This window comes from Caenimonas koreensis DSM 17982 (genome assembly GCF_009646335.1).
Classification (GTDB): domain Bacteria; phylum Pseudomonadota; class Gammaproteobacteria; order Burkholderiales; family Burkholderiaceae_C; genus Ramlibacter; species Ramlibacter koreensis.
In genome coordinates, this window is record NZ_WJBU01000005.1 from 51,281 (window position 1) to 67,999 (window position 16,719).

The following is a 16,719-nucleotide window of genomic DNA, read 5'->3' on the forward strand; positions in this document are numbered from 1 at the left end:
TTGAAGTCGCTTGGGTGAACGCAAGATTTTAAGGCGCGCCCGCTGGCGGGCCGGCATGGGCGTCGTTGGCGGCTTCGGGCGGCCGGTCGAGCGCCCATTTCACCAGCCGGCCATCGGCAAATTCGCAGGTGACGCTCGAGCCGCCACCGTCAGTCCAGCGGAAGATTTCGGGCTGTTCATCTTCAGCCGAGAGGCGATCGCCCAGCGAGTTGGTCATGGCCATCACATGCAGCAGGTTGACCTTCGGCTTGAGCTTGGCATTGAGCATCACGGCGCTGGCTACATAGCCCTTGGGCTGGTCAGCGGCCTTCTTCAGCACGTGAATCATTCGTGTGACCCACAGCAGCATCCAGGTGACCAGGCCGGTTGCGACGATGGCCAGGCCGGCGCCGCCATAAGCACGCCAGCCGGCGAAGAGGAGCAAGACGCCAGCGACGGCGGCAAGAATGGGACGCAGATTCATGGCGCGATTGTCGCGTGTCGCAGCGAGCGCGCCCCGTGTGGCTAGTGCGTAGGCATTTGGTTTTCCAGCATCGTCACGGACGCCACACCAGGAAGGGGTTGATCGGCTCGCCGCGCCACCACTGGCGCTGCGGCCCGAGCCGGAAGATCGCAAAGTGCAGGTGCGGCGCCGCCGCGCTGGCATTGCCGGTGCTGCCGACATAGCCGATCACCTCGCCCTTGCGCACCACTGCTCCTTCAACCAGCGCGGGTGCATAGCGCTCAAGGTGTGCGTAGTAATACGCAAACTGCTGCCCCGGATCGAACTGGTAGATGGTGATGCCGCCGGGCACGCTGCGAAAGAGCTTGACGATCTTGCCGTCTTCCACGGCGCGCACTGGCGTGCCTGCAGGCGCAGCGATGTCCAGCGCCTCGTGCGACCGCGTGCCGCCTGCGCGGGCTTGCTGGTAGGTGTCCGTGACCTGTGGCGCTTTCAATCCCTGAACCGGAATCTCAAGCTGCCGCGCGCGCAGCGCCGCTACTGCCGCGGCGTCGTCAACGGGCGCAGCCCAGACGCTGCCCGCCGCGACTGCGATAGCACAACCCGCACGCCAATGCGTGGCCCTGCCCCACGGCCTCATGCTTTCACTTCAACCTTGAAGCCGGCTTTGGCCAGTTGCGACAGCCGCTCGGCGTCCCAGTTGGTCAGGTGGATGCAGCCGTTCGTTTCGGAGTGGCCCACGTTCGAAGGGTTCGATGTGCCGTGAATGCCCCAGTGCGGCTTCGACAGGCCCATCCAGATCGTGCCCACCGGGTTGTTCGGGCCGGCGGGAATGTCCATCTTCGCAGCGTCGCGCGGCGCATCCTTGAGCAGCTTGGGGTCGTAGGTGAAAGTGGGGTTCTTGACTTCGGTCTTGATCGCCATCGAGCCGAGCGGCAACGGATCGCGGTCTTCCTTGCCGATGCTGATCGGGAAGGCCGCGATGGGCCTCTTGCCTGCGTCGAGCACGTAAAGCACGCGCGCTTGCTTGTCGATCTCGATGGACGCTCCCTTCACGGGCGGCTTGGTATCGAGCACGTTCGGCACGATGATTTCGCTGCCCGCAGCCATGCTGGCGCCGCCGTTCAGCGACTTGATGTAGGCGACGCTTGCGTGGAATTTTTCGGCCATCGCTTCATCCAGCGACTCATACGGCAGTGACTTGAGCAACGCGCGGTCGGCCATCTTGGGCGGCGTCTTCTCGAACGGCCCCGCAACATCCTTGTCGGTCAAGGTGTAGCGTGTCAGAGGCATTGCGCCTTCTTCGCGCAGGGCCTGCCATGTCTCAGTGGTCACGGTGCCTGTGGCTTGCAGGCCGCGGGCGAGCTGGTAGGCCCGCACGATGCGCTGCATGTTCGCGGCGTAGCGCCCGTCGATCTCACCGACGGAAAACCATGCGCGGTCAAGCAGGATCTGGGCGCGCGCGACTGCCAGGCCCTTGCTGCCAGTCTTTAGCAGCGGCGTGTCTGTCGCGCTTTTGAATGCGTCGAAGTCGAAGGCTTTGGCCGCCGCTGATGCTGCCTGCGGCGAGGTGTGATGGCCTGTGCCGTGATGCGTCTTGCCGGTGGCCGCTGTGGCCGGGGCGCCTGCGATGGCGAGCGACAAGCACAGGAGAGAAGCGGCGAGCCGCGTGAAGGCGTGTGGGGAAGGCATGGCGATGGTCCTGGGGATTTGCCCCAGTCTTGTCCCCACACGCTCACGGTTGTGTAGGAAGCCATCGCCTCCTTGTGTCTTACTGCAGCGACCGGACGACTTCCATCGCCTCCTCGATGCGCTCCACCGGGTGGATCGTGAGGCCCTCGATCTCGCGGCTGCCCTTTTTGGGCGCGTTTGCCTTCGGCACCACGGCAATGGAAAAGCCCAGCTTGGCTGCTTCGCGCAGGCGCTCCTGGCCGCGCGGCGCGGGCCGCACTTCACCGGCCAGGCCCACTTCACCAAAGGCAATGAAGCCCTTGGGCAATGCGCGGCCACGCAGGCTCGACGTGATCGCCAGCATCACCGACAGGTCAGCTGCCGGCTCGGAGATCCGCACACCACCCACTGCGTTGACGAACACGTCCTGGTCCATGCACGCAACGCCTGCATGGCGATGCAACACCGCCAGCAACATGGCGAGCCGGTCGCGGTCAAGGCCAACGGACAGGCGCCGCGGGCTCACACCGCCGCTGTCGACCAGCGCCTGGATTTCCACCAGCATGGGCCGCGTGCCTTCGAGCGTGACCAACACGCAGCTGCCGGGCACCGGTTCGCTGTGTTGCGACAGAAAAATCGCGCTCGGATTCGCGACGCCTTTGAGGCCCTTCTCTGTCATCGCGAAAACGCCGATCTCGTTCACCGCGCCAAACCGGTTCTTGATCGCGCGCACGAGCCGAAAACTCGAATGCGTGTCACCTTCAAAGTACAACACCGTATCGACCATATGCTCCAGCACGCGCGGGCCGGCCAGTGCGCCCTCTTTGGTGACATGGCCCACGAGCACGATGCACGTGCCGCTGGACTTCGCGGCGCGCGTGAGGTGCGCGGCGCACTCGCGCACTTGTGCGACAGAGCCAGGCGCGGACGTGAGCTGGTCGGAATAGACCGTCTGGATTGAATCGATCACCGCGACCGCAGGCTGCGTCGATGCAATCGTCGACAGGATTTTTTCGAGCTGGATCTCCGCCAGCACGCTGACCTGCGACCGGTCCAGCCCGAGCCGGCGCGAGCGCAGCGCGACTTGCGCACCGCTTTCTTCGCCGGTGACGTATAGCGTAGGAACTCCAGCGCGCTGCAAGCCGTCGAGTGCCTGCAGCAGCAGTGTCGATTTGCCGATGCCCGGGTCACCACCGATGAGCACGACTCCGCCTTCGACGATGCCGCCGCCGAGCACACGGTCGAGTTCAGAGATACCTGTGGGTGTGCGGTCAACTTCGCTGGCCTCAATGTCGGCAAGCACCGCGACTTCCGAGGTCTTCGCCAGTGAAGCGAAGCGGTTCTTGACGGCGGCAGCTGGTGCTTCAGCAGTGGTTTCGATGAGTGTGTTCCACGCCTCGCAGTGCGGGCATTTGCCCAGCCAGCGCGCGCTGCTGCCACCGCATTCGGTGCAGATGAATGATGTCTTTTCCTTGGCCATGTGCGGTGGACTATATCTGCGCAGCCTCACCGCAGAGCGGGAAACCCGCCTTGACCGCCATTCATTTCACATGTTAAATAAAAGCCCACCATGGCCACACCATTCGTCCACCGCAACCTGCCGCGCCTGCTACTGCAAGCGCGTGAGTCGGTCATGGCGCACACACGGCCGAGCTTGCGCGAACACAGCCTGTCGGACCAGCAATGGCGCGTGCTGCGCGTGCTCGGTGAACACGGCGTTGTGGAAACAGGGCGTGTGGCGCGCGAGGCGTACATCGTGGGGCCGAGCTTGACAGGCGTGCTGGCACGCATGGAGCGCGATGGCCTCATACGCCGTGAACGTGACCCGGCGGACCAGCGCCGCACCGTCGTTGAAGCCACGGCGAAAGGATTGAAGCTCGTGGAAAAACTCTCGCGCACGATCGAGGCGCATTACGAGTGGATGGAAAAGTCACTCGGCAAACGCAAGCTCGCACAGCTGTACGAGCTGCTCGACGAAGTCATTGAACTGGAGCAGCCATGAGCATGCCCGCCATGCGCACGGTGTACGGCACGCTGCTGAACTTTCGCGGCGAGTTCGATGCATGGGCGCCGAAGATGAATGAGGCGCCCTACAAGGCACCGCCGAAAGCACCCGTGCTCTACATCAAGCCCGCCAACACCTGGAGCGCGGATGGCGCTGCGATCACGCTGCCTGCCAACGTGCCGCAAGTTGAAGTGGGCGCGACGATCGGCATGGTGATGAAAGGTGGCAGCGAAGTGGCCGGCTATGTGTTGATGAACGATTTGTCAGTGCCGCACGCAAGCTTCTTTCGCCCGCCCGTGAAGTTCAAGTGCATCGACGGCTTTCTCGGCATCGGCAGCCGCCTGCGCGCACGCAATGAGGCAGGCGATCCTTCGGTGTTCAAGCTCGAAGTGCGCATCAACGGCGAGCTGAAGCAGACCGTCCGCTTTGCTGACCTGGTGCGCCCCGCCGATCGCCTGCTGGCCGATGTCGGCGAATTCATGACGATGGCTGCGGGCGATGTGCTGATGCTCGGCTGCGACGTCGGCAGGCCGCTCGCACGCGCGGGCGACACCATTTCGATCAGCATGCCAGCGCTTGGCACGCTCACGAATACGTTGATCGCGGAGGCACCGTGAAGACCGCGCGCATCATCCACAACGGCGTTGCGCAACGCGCTATGGAGCGTGACGGCCAGCTGGCTTTGGACGACGGCACGCTGGTCGCTTTCGACGCTGTGACGTGGCTGCCGCCGCTGGAGCCCACCCCGCTGCCGCGCACGATCCTCGCGCTGGGCCTGAACTACGCCGACCACGCGAAAGAGCTCGAGTTCAAGGCGCCCGACGAGCCGCTCGTCTTCCTCAAAGGCGAGACCGCGCTGACAGGCCACCGCCAAGTCACGCGGCGCCCTGCAGGCGTTGACTTCATGCACTACGAGTGCGAGCTCACGATCATCATCGGCCGCACGGCACGCAAGGTGAAACGCGATGACGCCTATGACTTCATTGGCGGCTACACCGTGGCCAACGACTACGCCATTCGCGACTATCTCGAGAACTGGTACCGGCCCAACCTGCGCGTGAAGAACCGCGATGCGACAACGCCGATCGGCCCTTGGTTTGTAGCTGCGAAGGACGTGCCCAACCCGATGGCGCTCGCACTCTCCACCACCGTGAACGGCAAGGTCACGCAATCGGGCAACACGAAGGACATGATCTTCGACGTGCCGTTCCTCATCGAATACTTCTGCGCTTTCATGACGCTGCAACCCGGCGACATCATTCTCACCGGCACGCCCGACGGCGTTGTCGATTGCAAGGCCGGTGATGTGATCGTCACCGAGATCGAGGGCATCGGCGCCCTCATGAACACCATCGGATAGCCACATGCGAATCGACCATCTCATCGACGGCAAGCACGTTGCGGGCCGCGACTACTTCGAGACCCTGAACCCCGCAACGCAGGAAGTGCTCGCGGAAGTTGCATCGGGCGGTGAAGACGAAGTGAATGCTGCCGTTGCCGCAGCGAAGCAGGCTTTCCCGAAGTGGGCCGCGACGCCCGCGCCGCAGCGTGCGAAGCTGATCCGCAAGCTCGGCGACCTGATCGCCGCGCATGTGCCCGAGATCGCGCAGATGGAGACGAACGACTGCGGGCAAGTCATCGCGCAGACCGGCAAGCAGCTGATTCCGCGCGCTGCCGACAACTTCTACTACTTCGCAGAAATGTGCACGCGCGTCGATGGCCACACGTACCCGACCGAGACGCACCTGAACTACACGCTGTTCCATCCGGTGGGCGTGTGCGCGCTGATCTCACCTTGGAACGTTCCGTTCATGACGGCGACGTGGAAAGTTGCGCCCTGCCTGGCTTTTGGCAACACCGCGGTGTTGAAGATGAGCGAGCTGTCGCCCATGACGGCGTCGCGGCTTGGTGAGCTCGCACTGGAGGCCGGCATACCGCCCGGCGTGCTGAATCTCGTGCATGGCTACGGCAAGCAGGCTGGTGAGCCGCTCGTGCGCCACAAAGATGTGCGCGCGATTTCGTTCACCGGCTCGACTGCCACAGGCAACCGCATCGTGAAGGAAGCGGGGTTGAAGAAGTTCAGCATGGAGCTTGGCGGCAAGTCGCCTTTCGTGATCTTCGACGATGCCGATCTTGATCGCGCGCTCGACGCTGCGGTGTTCATGATCTTCTCCAACAACGGCGAGCGATGCACGGCGGGCAGCCGCATCCTGGTGCAGCAATCGATCTACGCCGACTTCGCGCAGAAGTTCGTGGCGCGCGCGAAAAAGCTCACCGTTGGTGACCCGCTGGATGACAAAACGATCATCGGGCCGATGGTTTCGCAGGCCCACCTCGCCAAGGTGCGCAGCTATATCGAACTCGGCCCGAAAGAAGGCGCGACGATGCTGTGCGGTGGCCTCGACGCACCGCAGCTGCCCGATCGCGTGAGGAAGGGCAACTATGTGATGCCCACTGTGTTTGCCGATGTGAACAACCGCATGCGCATCGCGCAGGAAGAAATCTTCGGGCCCGTCGCGTGCCTGATTCCGTTCAAGGACGAAGCCGATGCGATCGCGCTGGCCAACGACATCGACTACGGCCTGTCGAGCTATGTGTGGACAGAGAACATCGGCAAGGCGCATCGCGTAGCAGCCGCCGTTGAAGCAGGCATGTGTTTCGTGAACAGCCAGAACGTGCGCGACTTGCGCCAGCCGTTCGGCGGCACAAAAGCATCGGGCACGGGCCGTGAAGGTGGCACGTGGAGCTATGAAGTGTTCTGCGAGCCGAAGAACATCGCCGTGTCGATGGGTTCGCACCACATTCCGCACTGGGGAGTCTGACCATGGGCACACTCGCACTGGCAGCGAAGATCACACACGTGCCGTCGATGTACTTGTCGGAGTTTCCGGGGCCGAACTTCGGCTGCCGCGACGCCGCGATTGCAGGCCACAAAGAAATCGACAGGCGATGCCGCGCACTCGGCGTGGACACGATCGTGGTGTTCGATGTGCACTGGCAAGTCAACAGCGAATATCACATCAACTGCGGCCCAAAGTTTGAAGGCGTGTACACGAGCAACGAGTTGCCGCACTTCATCAAGAACCTGCCTTACGCCTATCCGGGCAACCCGGCGCTCGGCCACATGATTGCGGACACAGCGAATGAAATGGGCGTCAAGTCACGCGCACATTCCGATACGACGCTCGAGCTGCAATACGGCACGCTCGTGCCCATGCGCTACATGAACAGCGACCAGCACTACAAGGTGGTGTGCGTGAGCGGCTGGTGCGACTGGCACGACCTAGATGAGAGCGGCCGCTTTGGCCTGGCCGTTCGCAAAGCCATCGAAGAGAAGTACGACGGCACTGTGGCGGTGTTTGCAAGCGGATCGCTGTCGCATCACTTCGCCGACAACGGGCGCGCACCCGAGTTCATGCACAAGCTCTACGACCCGTTCCTCGAACAAGTCGATCACCGCGTCGTCGAACTCTGGAAGCAAGGCGACTGGAAAACGTTCATTGGCATGCTGCCGATGTACGCGGACAAGTGCTGGGGCGAGGGCGACATGCACGACACCGCGATGCTGCTGGGCATGCTCGGCTGGACTGACTACAAGGCGCCCGCCGAAATCGTCACGCCGTATTTCGGCAGCTCGGGCACGGGGCAGATCAACGCGATCTTTCCGGTGACGAAATTGGAATCTGACCCCAATTAAGGGAGCCGACCGGCATGCCGCATCTCGTGATTCTCTACACACCCAACATCGAGAAGCTCACCGATCTTGATGTGCTGTGCCGCTCGCTGGCGGACCACATGCTCACCGTGCGTGATGAAGCGGGCAAGCAGGTGTTTCCAACTGGCGGCACGCGCGTGCTGGCCTACCCCGCCGCGCATTACGCGGTGGCGGATGGCAAGGGCGACTATGGCTTCATGTATCTCAACGTGCGAATGGCCGCGGGGCGCAGCGAGGCAGTCAAGAAGAGGGCGGGCGACGGCTTGCTCGATGTCGTGAAGCAGCACTTCGCACCCGTGTTCGATTCGAGCTTGCTGGGCATCACACTGCAGATCGACGAGAGCCCGGGCCAGGTGTACGACGGCAAGCACAGCACCCTGCATCCGCTGTTTAACAAATGAACGAAGCACTGATCCAGCAACTGGCGCGCGAACTCAACGAGAGCGAGAAGTCGCGTGTGCAGCTTGAGCATTTCTCCAAGCGCTTTCCGGAGATGACGATTGAGGACGGCTACGCGATCTCGCGCGCCTGGGTCGCGATGAAAATTGCAGAAGGCCGCACGCCGCGCGGCCACAAGATCGGCCTGACCTCGCGCGCCATGCAGCTGTCCAGCCAGATCGACGAGCCTGACTACGGCACGCTGCTCGACGACATGTTCTTTGAAGCCGGCGACATTCCCTTCGACCGCTTCATTGCGCCCCGCGTCGAAGTAGAGCTGGCGTTCATCCTCAAGCGCCGCCTGCAAGGCAGCCACATCACGATTGAAGACGTGCTCGACGCGACGGACTACGTGCACCCCGCCATCGAAATCATCGACGCGCGCATTGAGCAGTTCGACCGGCACAGCAAGAAGATGCGCCGCGTGCAAGACACGATCAGCGACAACGCAGCCAACGCCGGCATCATTCTGGCGGGCCGCCAAGTCAAGCCGCGTGAGGTTGATCTGCCGTGGTGCGGCGCGATCCTGCGGCAAAACGGCGCGGTGGAAGAAACGGGCCTTGCCGCTGGCGTGCAGGGACACCCTGCTGTCGGCGTGGCGTGGCTCGCGATGAAGCTCGCGCCTTGGGGCGAGTTTCTTGAAGCTGGCGAAGTGGTGCTCGCAGGCTCGTTCACGCGGCCTGCCATCGCCAAACGGGGCGACCTCTTTGACGCTGACTATGGCGCGCTCGGCCGTTTTGAATTCCGGTTTGTCTGATCACCCTTTCTCTTCCAGCCAAGGACACCCATGCAAACGCCCATCAATCCATTCAAGCAAGCGCTGCGCGACAAGCGAACGCAGATCGGCCTGTGGGTGGGTCTGGCAAGTCACTACTCCACCGAAATCTGCGCCGGCGCCGGCTTCGACTGGTTGTTGATTGACGGTGAGCACGCACCCAACGATGTGCGCTCCATCCTGCAGCAGGCGCAGACGATTGCCGCGTATCCGGATACGCATGCCATCGCTCGCGTACCCGTGGGTCACGGCAACATCGGCGTGACGCTGATCAAGCAGTACCTCGATCTGGGCATACAGACACTGCTCGTGCCCATGGTGGACACAGCGGAACAAGCCGCCGCGCTCGTGCAGGCGATGCGCTATCCGCCCGGCGGCATTCGCGGCATGGGCGGCGCGCGCGCATCACGCTGGGGCCGCATTCCCAACTACGCGAAAGAAGCAAACGACCAGGTGTGCCTGCTGGTGCAAGCCGAGACGCGCGAGGCGCTCAATAACCTCGATGCGATTGCGGCGACGCAAGGCGTCGATGGCGTTTTCATCGGGCCGGCTGACCTGTCGGCAGCGCTTGGACACGTCGGCGACCCGATGCACCCGCAAGTGCAGGCGGCGATTGAAGATGCAATCAAGCGCATCCACAAAGCGGGCAAAGCCGCAGGCATCCTCTGGCCCGATGAAACAGTGGCTCGCCGCTACATCGACGAGTTGAAGACAGAGTTTGTTGCGGTGGGGCTGGATGGCAATCTGCTGACAAAGCACACCTCCGCCCTCGCCTCGCGTTTCAAATCAAAGTGATTGGAGAGCATGAAATGAACGCCATTCTCAAACCCGTCGTCTCGACCATGCATCCGGACGAGTGGAAGGCGCGCGTGCAACTTGCCGCGTGCTACCGCGTCTTCGACATGCTCGGCTGGGCCGAGATGATCTACAACCACATCACGGTGCGCCTGCCCGATAGCGTCACGGGTGGGCAGAAGCAGTTCCTCATCAACCCGTTCGGCCTTCATTACAGCGAAGTCACGGCAAGCAACCTGCTCAAGATCGACGTGAAGGGCAACAAGCTCGACGACAACCCGTGGCCTGTGAACCCGGCTGGGTTCACGGTGCATTCGGCGATCCACGAGAACCTGCCGCAGGCGCATTGTGTGATGCACACGCACACGACGGCGGGTCTCGCGGTGGCTTGTACGGCAGGTGGTCTGGCGCAGAACAACTTTTATTCCGCGCAGCTGCACGGCCTTGTCGCGTATCACGACTTCGAGGGCATCACGATTCATGCGGACGAAGCGCCGCGCCTGCTCAAGAACATCGGCGACAAGCCCACAGTCATCCTGCGCAATCACGGCCTGCTCACGTGGGCGCCGACGCTGCCGCTCGCGTTTGTGCGGCTGTGGACGCTGCAGCGCGCCTGCGAAATCCAGATGGCGCAGGCCGCGCTTGGCCCGGCGATTCCGGTGCCCGTCGCCGTCGCTGAAAAAACTGTGGCGGATTCTTTCCAGTGGGACCAGCGCTTCGGCGCGGGGCAGGACGTGTTCGATGCCATGGTGCGACGCGTCAATCGCATCGACGACTCTTACAAGCACTGAAGCGCGATGACACAGCAGTTGAACAAGGTTTGCATCTACGGCGCTGGCGCCATCGGCGGGTGGCTGGGCCTGCGGCTGGCGCTAGCCGGTTGCGATGTGAGTGTGGTGGCACGCGGTGCCACGCTTGCGGCGGTGAAGGCGAACGGCCTCTCACTCACACAGGCCGCGAGCAGCAAAACGCAGAACGTGCGGGTGCGCGCCAGCGATACGCCCGCCGACTTAGGCGTGCAGGATGTCGTCGTCGTCGCGGTGAAGGCGCCTTCGATGGGCGAGGTCGCGAAGTCCATAGCGCCGTTGATTGGCGCCGACACCATCGTGCTCACTGCCATGAACGGCGTGCCGTGGTGGTTTTTCGAAGGCTTTGGCGGCAAGTTCGAAGGGCATGCGCTGCAGGCGGTTGACCCGGGCGGAAGCATCGCGAAGCAAGTGCCGGGCAAGCACATCATCGGCTGCGTGGTGCACGCGAGCTGCTCGCTCGACGCGCCTGGGCATGTGCGGCAGCACTTCGGCAACAAGGTGATCATCGGCGAGCCGTCGGGCCAGAAGACGCAGCGTGCGCGCGCGTTGCAAGCGCTGCTTGAACGCTCGGGGCTGGAGTCCGTGCTGTCGGATCAAATCCAGCGTGATGCGTGGTTCAAGCTGTGGGGCAACATGACGATGAACCCCATCAGCGCCATGACCGGAGCCACGACTGACCGCGTGCTCGACGATGAACTTGTTCGCGCCTTCATCGGCAAAGTCATGCTCGAAGCCAAAGAGATCGGCGCGCGCATCGGCATACCGATCGACCAGCAGCCTGAAGACCGGCACCAGGTCACGCGCAAGCTCGGCGCGTTCAAGACGTCGATGCTGCAAGACGTGGAAGCGGGTCGCGCTGTAGAGCTTGATGCGCTGGTGACGGTGGTGAAAGAACTGGGCGCACTGACGGATGTGCCGACGCCCTGGACAGACGCGCTGCTGGGCCTGGCGCGGCTGCATGCGCGGGTGCGCGGGTTGTATTGATGCCCGCCGGCAAAGCCATCAGCGGCGCAGCCTTCGCCACGCTCTTGCTCATCGCATTGATGATGGGGGCGAATCACGTCGCGGCGCGCGTCGCGTTCAACAACGGCGTCGATGTGGCCACGGCGGTGGTGTTCCGCAGCGCCGTCACGGCGACGGTGCTCGGTGTGCTGCTTGCATCGCAACGGGTGCGCGTCGCGTTCACCGCACGCCACAAGCGGATGCTGCCCGTGATCGGCTTGCTGATCGGTTTGCAGAGCTTGTGTCTCTACTCGGCGGTGGCGCGCTTGCCTGTGGCGCTTGCGCTGCTGGCGTTCAACACCTACCCGATCTGGACGGCTATCTGGTCGTTCGTGGTCTACCGGCGGCCACCCGAGCGCGCGCTGGTGATCGCGATGCCGGTGATCCTTGCAGGGCTCGCACTCGCACTCGATGTATTCGGCGCGGCGTCGGGCCTCGGCGCAGCGGGTCAGTGGGCGCGCATCGGCGCGGGTGTCGGCTTTGCGCTGGCGGCGGCGGCAACGTTCGGTCTGGCGCTGGTGCTCACGCAACATGAGGCCGGCGATGTCGATGGGCGTGTTCGCACGGCCACCACGATGACGATGGCAGGCCTGGTGGCACTGCTCACTGTCGCGCTGCAAGGCGGCTTTCATTTGCCGGCTGCGCCTGCTGGATGGGGCGGGCTCGCAGCGCTCACGTTCCTCTATGGCACTGCCTTCACCATCATGTTCACCGTGCTGCCGCGGCTGGGAGTCGTGGGCAATTCAGCGATCATGAATGTGGAGCCCGTGTTCGCGCTGGCGCTGGGCTGGCTGGTGCTGGGGCAGACCATTGCGCCGATCCAGGTCGGCGGCGCATTGATTGTTGTGGGCGCTGTGATGGCGCTGGGGTTGCGCCGGCGGTGACGCTATCGTGACGCGCGAATCATGTGGATGGCTTGCGGCAGTGAGTTCGCGGCAGGGATGAAGTAGTCAATTGCGCCGCCAAGTAGCACCGCGCACGCTACCGCGCCCAGCAGCGGTTTCCACGTCAGCCGCACCACCGCCGACAACCAACCCTCACGAACCACTCGCATGGCAGTCCGCGCAGACACGTAGCTGAACGCGATTTCGACCGCCGCCGTCAGAAGCGCCTCCCAGCCGAAGTAGAGCATCAACAATGAGCCTGCTCCAAAGATGAGGGCCAAGCCAATGAGGAAGACCGCGACGACCGGAACCACCACAACGGCGCCCTCCTCTGACCCGGCTGCGATTTCCACGGCGCCCTGAGCCACGCCGCCCACAAAATCACCGCCGCCCGCCGAGAAATCTCCCGTGGCGCCACCCCCGGCGAAGTCACCTCCTCCACCCGCGTGCATGCCGGGCAGGTCGACCGCACTGAGATCAGGGCCGGACGGCGAGTGGCTGATCCCTGGTCCATCGAGTCCTGAGATGTCGAGGCTGCTTCGATCCACCAGTGCTCCAGCCCACCACCGAAGTACCAGCAAATAGAACAAATATCCAATGCCAAGCGTCAAGAGATAGCGCAGCGCGAGCGAATGCAGGCCCGCCATCATCTGCAGATGCGCCGCACCCCACATCAGCCCCAACACGGCAAGGCCAATGAGCCAGCCATACATCCACAGAGGGTGTCTTGCGCGAAGGTGTTGCTCGATGCCGCGCTCCCACAATCGGACCGAGCGCCAGTCCGACACTTGGGATTTCATGCCATTGCAGCAAACGGCACCCGTGGTGCCACGGCACACATCAACTCATAACCCACGGTGCCGGCTGCGCGCGCGACTTCGTCAATGGCCAGCAGTGCGCCGTTCGACGCGCGCCCCCACAGCGTGACTTCAGAGCCGATGTGCGCATGCGGCATGTCCGTGATGTCCACCGTGAGCATGTCCATGCTCACACGGCCGACGAGCCGCGTGCGAACGCCATCCACAAGAATCGGCGTGCCCGTCGAGCAGTGACGCGGATACCCATCCGCGTAGCCGCACGCCACGATGCCGATGCGCAGCGGCACATCGGCCTTGAAGCTGGAGCCATAGCCCACCGTGTCGCCGGGTTGCAATTGCTGCACGCCAATGATGCGTGACGCGAGCGTCATCACCGGCTGCAGGCCCCAGTGCGCGATGTCGTGATCCGGAAAGTCCGGCGCGCTGCCGTACACGGCGATGCCAGGGCGGATCCAGTCGCCGCGCACCACGGCGTCCTGGCCAAAGCGCAAGCTCGCGGCGCTGTTGGCCAGCGAGCGCTCGCCCGGCAGGTCATGGGTGATGTCCTCAAACACCTTCACCTGGTGCGCAATGCCACGCGCGCCGTCGGCATCGCTGAAGTGCGTCATCAATGAAATCTCATCGACTTGCGGCAACGCATCGAGCCGCGTCCATGCGGCGCGATAGCGTTGCGGCGCGAAGCCCAGGCGGTTCATGCCTGAGTTCATTTTCAGGAACACGCGATGTGGCTGCTGCGTCTTGTGCGTAGCGAGCATGTCGATCTGCTCATTGCAATGCACCGCGTGCCACAGGTTCAGGCGCGAGCACAGCTCCAGGTCGCGCGCTTCGAACACGCCTTCGAGCAGCAGGATGGGCCCGCGCCAGCCGAGTGCGCGCACGCGTTGCGCTTCAGCCAGGTCGAGCAGTGCGAACCCATCAGCTGCGCGCAATGATTCATACACGCGCTCGATGCCATGCCCGTAGGCGTTCGCCTTGACCACGCCCCAGACCTTCGCGTCAGGCGCTGCAAGCCGCACGCGCGCAAGGTTATTGGTGATGGCTTGTGGATCAATCGTGGCCAGGATAGGACGGGGCATTGCGGGATTCTGTCATTACCCCGCGTGATATAAACCTTTGATCCGTTGGAGACAGCCTCAAAAACACCGCCCATCAGTGCTACTGATGCGGCCACGCATGCACATGAAGCGCGGTTTCTACACCCTGATGTCGGCCCAGTTCTTTTCGTCGCTGGCCGACCAGGCGCTTTTCGTTGCCGCGGTCGAATTGATCAAGGGCAATGGCGGCGCCGAATGGCAGCGCGCCGCGTTGGTGCCGATCTTCGCGTTGTTTTACGTGGTGCTCGCGCCATGGCTGGGTGCGTTCGCCGATGCCTACCCCAAGCGCGTGGTCATGTTTGCCAGCAACGCGATCAAGGTGGCGGGCTGCCTGCTCATGCTGTTCGGCCTGCACCCGCTCGCCGCCTATGCCGTGGTCGGCTTGGGCGCTGCTGCGTACTCGCCCGCCAAGTACGGCATCCTCACTGAAATGCTGCCGTCGTCGCAGCTCGTGAAGGCCAATGGCTGGATCGAAGGCCTGACGATCGCGTCGATCATCCTGGGCATTTTGTTGGGCGGGCAACTGGTGGGACACATGTTGTCGAGCCGCATGCTGGCGTTCGACTTCCCCTTCATCGAGACCAGCGTCGACACAGCGCCTGAAGCGGCGATCTCGGTGCTGATCTTCATTTATGCACTGGCCGCGTGGTTCAACACGCGCATCCCGTTGACGGGCGTCGAGATGCGGCCCATCCCGAAGAACCCGCTGGAGCTCGTGCCCGATTTCTGGATGTGCAACTCACGCCTGTGGCGCGACAAGCTCGGCCAGATCTCGCTGGCCACCACCACGCTCTTCTGGGGCGTGAGCGGCAACCTGCGCTACATCATCCTGGCATGGAGCGCGGCAGCGCTGGGCTACAGCACCACGCAGGCGTCGTCGCTTGGCGGCGTGGTGGCCATCGGCACTGCTGTCGGCGCGGTGATTGCGTCGATGCGGATGCGGCTGGATTCAGCCACCAAAGTGATTCCGATGGGCATCCTGATGGGCGTGCTGATCATCGTGATGGTCTTCATCAACAACGTATGGGTGGCGGTGCCCTTCCTGATCCTGATGGGCGGCCTGGGCGGCTTCCTGGTCGTGCCGATGAACGCATTGCTGCAGCACCGCGGCCACAACCTGATGGGCGCCGGCCGCTCAATCGCCGTGCAGAACTTCAACGAGCAAGCGTGCATCCTGGGCCTGGGCGCTTTCTACAGCCTCTCCACGGGCTTTGGCCTGTCGGCGTTCGGCGCGATCTTCGCGTTCGGCGCGCTGGTGGCCGGCGTGATGGCGCTCATCAGGCACTGGCACCTGTACAACCTGAAAAACCACCCCGAAGAAGTCGAGCACCTGATGAAGGTGGCGCGCCACGACACCCCGCATGGTTGACGCATCGAGCGGCCGCGCGCCGCCGGCTGCCGTGTTCGCCCTGATGCTCAATGCATTCGTGTGGGGCGTGTCATGGTGGCCTTTCCGTGTGCTGCACGAGCGCGGCCTGCATCCGCTGTGGGCCACTGCACTCATCTACGTCGTGTCGCTGGTCTTGCTGCTGGCCGTGCGCCCGCGGGCCTGGCGCAGCTTTGCGAACGAGCCGTTGCTGTGGGTGCTGGCGCTTGCCGCGGGCCTGACGAACGTCGGCTTCAACTGGGCCGTGACAGTGGGCGACGTGGTGCGCGTGGTGCTGCTGTTCTACCTGATGCCGGCGTGGAGCGTGATCCTCGCGTGGCCCTTGCTCGGCGAGCGGCCCACATCCATGTCACTCGTGCGGCTGGTGCTGGCGATGGCAGGCGTCATCGTCGTGCTGAAGCGGCCCGATGTGCAATGGCCGGTGCCGGAAAGCATTGCCGACTGGCTCGCGATTGCGGGCGGCTTCAGCTTCGCGCTCACCAATATCCTGCTGCGCAAGATGAAGGGCGTTGACGCGCCTTCGCGCATCCTGGCGATGTTCGGCGGTGGTGCGGTGAGCGCGGCAGTCGCAGGGCTGGTCGCCCTCGCGCTCGGCCTGATCGCAGCGCCGCCCGCGCCAAGCTTCGGCTGGGTGGGCGTGGGCATTGCGCTGAGCCTGGGCTTCCTGGCGAGCAACATTGCGCTGCAGTACGGCGCGTCCCGCGTCAACGCACACACGGGCGCGCTCATCATGCTGAGCGAAGTGGTGTTCGCGAGCGTGTCGTCCGTGGCGCTCGGCGCCGCAGAGATGGCAACACGCACCTGGATTGGCGGCGCGATGATTCTGTCGGCAGCCCTGTGGTCGGCGTGGTCTCCCGCGCCAGCGAAGGCTGCCGCACAATAGC

At 63.6% G+C, this 16,719-nt stretch carries 19 protein-coding genes; 13 read left to right on the top strand and 6 right to left on the bottom strand.

What is annotated here, in order from left to right; all coding sequences use genetic code 11:
- Positions 1 to 28: 28 nt before the first annotated feature.
- The 4 genes from GHT07_RS05540 to radA all read right to left on the bottom strand — a co-directional run bounded on the left by GHT07_RS05540 (position 29) and on the right by radA (position 3,593).
- On the bottom strand, positions 29 to 463 hold the full coding sequence (locus tag GHT07_RS05540) for a glycerate kinase (protein ID WP_153584074.1): 435 nt from the start codon (positions 461 to 463) through the stop codon (positions 29 to 31).
- 73 nt (positions 464 to 536) lie between these two features.
- Positions 537 to 1,082, bottom strand: a complete 546-nt coding sequence (locus GHT07_RS05545) for a M23 family metallopeptidase (RefSeq protein ID WP_153584075.1) — start codon at positions 1,080 to 1,082, stop codon at positions 537 to 539.
- Complete coding sequence (locus GHT07_RS05550) at positions 1,079 to 2,134, bottom strand: L,D-transpeptidase family protein (protein WP_153584076.1); 1,056 nt, start codon at positions 2,132 to 2,134, stop codon at positions 1,079 to 1,081. The genes GHT07_RS05545 and GHT07_RS05550 overlap by 4 nt, the downstream gene beginning before the upstream one ends.
- 79 nt (positions 2,135 to 2,213) lie before the next feature.
- On the bottom strand, positions 2,214 to 3,593 hold the full coding sequence (gene radA, locus GHT07_RS05555) for a DNA repair protein RadA (protein ID WP_153584077.1): 1,380 nt from the start codon (positions 3,591 to 3,593) through the stop codon (positions 2,214 to 2,216).
- Between the two features lie 90 nt (positions 3,594 to 3,683).
- On the opposite strand from radA, the gene hpaR reads away from it, so the two are divergent.
- The 11 genes from hpaR to GHT07_RS05610 are packed head-to-tail and all read left to right on the top strand — an operon-like array spanning position 3,684 to position 12,536.
- On the top strand, positions 3,684 to 4,115 hold the full coding sequence (gene hpaR, locus GHT07_RS05560; protein WP_153584078.1) for a homoprotocatechuate degradation operon regulator HpaR: 432 nt from the start codon (positions 3,684 to 3,686) through the stop codon (positions 4,113 to 4,115).
- Complete coding sequence (locus GHT07_RS05565; protein WP_153584079.1) at positions 4,112 to 4,735, top strand: fumarylacetoacetate hydrolase family protein; 624 nt, start codon at positions 4,112 to 4,114, stop codon at positions 4,733 to 4,735. Before hpaR ends, GHT07_RS05565 begins: the two co-directional genes overlap by 4 nt.
- A complete protein-coding gene (locus GHT07_RS05570) occupies positions 4,732 to 5,478 on the top strand; it encodes a fumarylacetoacetate hydrolase family protein (protein WP_323740812.1) in 747 nt (248 codons plus the stop codon). The genes GHT07_RS05565 and GHT07_RS05570 overlap by 4 nt, the downstream gene beginning before the upstream one ends.
- A 4-nt stretch (positions 5,479 to 5,482) precedes the next feature.
- On the top strand, positions 5,483 to 6,940 hold the full coding sequence (gene hpaE / locus GHT07_RS05575) for a 5-carboxymethyl-2-hydroxymuconate semialdehyde dehydrogenase (protein WP_153584080.1): 1,458 nt from the start codon (positions 5,483 to 5,485) through the stop codon (positions 6,938 to 6,940).
- A gap of 2 nt (positions 6,941 to 6,942) precedes the next feature.
- Positions 6,943 to 7,815: a 3,4-dihydroxyphenylacetate 2,3-dioxygenase gene (hpaD, locus tag GHT07_RS05580; protein ID WP_194792837.1), complete on the top strand. Its 873-nt coding sequence runs from the start codon at positions 6,943 to 6,945 to the stop codon at positions 7,813 to 7,815.
- Positions 7,816 to 7,829: 14 nt separating this feature from the next.
- Positions 7,830 to 8,234 (top strand): 5-carboxymethyl-2-hydroxymuconate Delta-isomerase, encoded by a 405-nt coding sequence (locus GHT07_RS05585; protein WP_153584082.1) that lies wholly within the window; start codon positions 7,830 to 7,832, stop codon positions 8,232 to 8,234.
- Positions 8,231 to 9,028, top strand: a complete 798-nt coding sequence (gene hpaH, locus GHT07_RS05590) for a 2-oxo-hept-4-ene-1,7-dioate hydratase (RefSeq protein WP_153584083.1) — start codon at positions 8,231 to 8,233, stop codon at positions 9,026 to 9,028. The genes GHT07_RS05585 and hpaH overlap by 4 nt, the downstream gene beginning before the upstream one ends.
- Positions 9,029 to 9,058: 30 nt before the next feature.
- Complete coding sequence (locus GHT07_RS05595; protein WP_153584084.1) at positions 9,059 to 9,841, top strand: aldolase/citrate lyase family protein; 783 nt, start codon at positions 9,059 to 9,061, stop codon at positions 9,839 to 9,841.
- A gap of 14 nt (positions 9,842 to 9,855) precedes the next feature.
- Positions 9,856 to 10,632 (top strand): class II aldolase/adducin family protein, encoded by a 777-nt coding sequence (locus GHT07_RS05600; RefSeq protein WP_153584085.1) that lies wholly within the window; start codon positions 9,856 to 9,858, stop codon positions 10,630 to 10,632.
- Positions 10,633 to 10,638: 6 nt separating this feature from the next.
- Positions 10,639 to 11,634 carry a 2-dehydropantoate 2-reductase gene (locus GHT07_RS05605; protein WP_153584086.1) on the top strand — a complete coding sequence of 332 codons (996 nt, stop codon included), beginning with the start codon at positions 10,639 to 10,641 and terminating at the stop codon, positions 11,632 to 11,634.
- Positions 11,634 to 12,536: an EamA family transporter gene (locus GHT07_RS05610; protein WP_153584087.1), complete on the top strand. Its 903-nt coding sequence runs from the start codon at positions 11,634 to 11,636 to the stop codon at positions 12,534 to 12,536. The genes GHT07_RS05605 and GHT07_RS05610 overlap by 1 nt, the downstream gene beginning before the upstream one ends.
- Before the next feature lie 2 nt (positions 12,537 to 12,538).
- On the opposite strand, the gene GHT07_RS05615 is transcribed toward GHT07_RS05610, so the two are convergent.
- Both GHT07_RS05615 and alr read right to left on the bottom strand, forming a co-directional pair.
- Positions 12,539 to 13,336 carry a hypothetical protein gene (locus GHT07_RS05615; protein WP_153584088.1) on the bottom strand — a complete coding sequence of 266 codons (798 nt, stop codon included), beginning with the start codon at positions 13,334 to 13,336 and terminating at the stop codon, positions 12,539 to 12,541.
- Positions 13,333 to 14,430, bottom strand: coding sequence for an alanine racemase (gene alr / locus GHT07_RS05620; RefSeq protein ID WP_153584089.1), 1,098 nt, complete (start codon positions 14,428 to 14,430; stop codon positions 13,333 to 13,335). The genes GHT07_RS05615 and alr overlap by 4 nt, the downstream gene beginning before the upstream one ends.
- A 103-nt stretch (positions 14,431 to 14,533) precedes the next feature.
- On the opposite strand from alr, the gene lplT reads away from it, so the two are divergent.
- Positions 14,534 to 15,817 (top strand): lysophospholipid transporter LplT, encoded by a 1,284-nt coding sequence (gene lplT / locus GHT07_RS05625; protein ID WP_153584090.1) that lies wholly within the window; start codon positions 14,534 to 14,536, stop codon positions 15,815 to 15,817.
- Positions 15,810 to 16,718 (top strand): DMT family transporter, encoded by a 909-nt coding sequence (locus GHT07_RS05630; RefSeq protein WP_153584091.1) that lies wholly within the window; start codon positions 15,810 to 15,812, stop codon positions 16,716 to 16,718. Before lplT ends, GHT07_RS05630 begins: the two co-directional genes overlap by 8 nt.
- Position 16,719 lies beyond the last annotated feature (1 nt).

Excerpts from the sequence above, each read along its gene's own strand:
- GHT07_RS05540 (WP_153584074.1), bottom strand. The coding sequence starts at position 463 with ATGAATCTGCGTCCCATTCTTGCCGCCGTCGCTGGCGTCTTGCTCCTC.
- GHT07_RS05545 (WP_153584075.1), bottom strand. The coding sequence starts at position 1,082 with ATGAGGCCGTGGGGCAGGGCCACGCATTGGCGTGCGGGTTGTGCTATC.
- GHT07_RS05550 (WP_153584076.1), bottom strand. The coding sequence starts at position 2,134 with ATGCCTTCCCCACACGCCTTCACGCGGCTCGCCGCTTCTCTCCTGTGC.
- radA (WP_153584077.1), bottom strand. The coding sequence starts at position 3,593 with ATGGCCAAGGAAAAGACATCATTCATCTGCACCGAATGCGGTGGCAGC.
- hpaR (WP_153584078.1), top strand. The coding sequence starts at position 3,684 with ATGGCCACACCATTCGTCCACCGCAACCTGCCGCGCCTGCTACTGCAA.
- GHT07_RS05565 (WP_153584079.1), top strand. The coding sequence starts at position 4,112 with ATGAGCATGCCCGCCATGCGCACGGTGTACGGCACGCTGCTGAACTTT.
- hpaE (WP_153584080.1), top strand. The coding sequence starts at position 5,483 with ATGCGAATCGACCATCTCATCGACGGCAAGCACGTTGCGGGCCGCGAC.
- hpaD (WP_194792837.1), top strand. The coding sequence starts at position 6,943 with ATGGGCACACTCGCACTGGCAGCGAAGATCACACACGTGCCGTCGATG.
- GHT07_RS05585 (WP_153584082.1), top strand. The coding sequence starts at position 7,830 with ATGCCGCATCTCGTGATTCTCTACACACCCAACATCGAGAAGCTCACC.
- hpaH (WP_153584083.1), top strand. The coding sequence starts at position 8,231 with ATGAACGAAGCACTGATCCAGCAACTGGCGCGCGAACTCAACGAGAGC.
- GHT07_RS05595 (WP_153584084.1), top strand. The coding sequence starts at position 9,059 with ATGCAAACGCCCATCAATCCATTCAAGCAAGCGCTGCGCGACAAGCGA.
- GHT07_RS05600 (WP_153584085.1), top strand. The coding sequence starts at position 9,856 with ATGAACGCCATTCTCAAACCCGTCGTCTCGACCATGCATCCGGACGAG.
- GHT07_RS05605 (WP_153584086.1), top strand. The coding sequence starts at position 10,639 with ATGACACAGCAGTTGAACAAGGTTTGCATCTACGGCGCTGGCGCCATC.
- GHT07_RS05610 (WP_153584087.1), top strand. The coding sequence starts at position 11,634 with ATGCCCGCCGGCAAAGCCATCAGCGGCGCAGCCTTCGCCACGCTCTTG.
- GHT07_RS05615 (WP_153584088.1), bottom strand. The coding sequence starts at position 13,336 with ATGAAATCCCAAGTGTCGGACTGGCGCTCGGTCCGATTGTGGGAGCGC.
- alr (WP_153584089.1), bottom strand. The coding sequence starts at position 14,430 with ATGCCCCGTCCTATCCTGGCCACGATTGATCCACAAGCCATCACCAAT.
- lplT (WP_153584090.1), top strand. The coding sequence starts at position 14,534 with ATGAAGCGCGGTTTCTACACCCTGATGTCGGCCCAGTTCTTTTCGTCG.
- GHT07_RS05630 (WP_153584091.1), top strand. The coding sequence starts at position 15,810 with ATGGTTGACGCATCGAGCGGCCGCGCGCCGCCGGCTGCCGTGTTCGCC.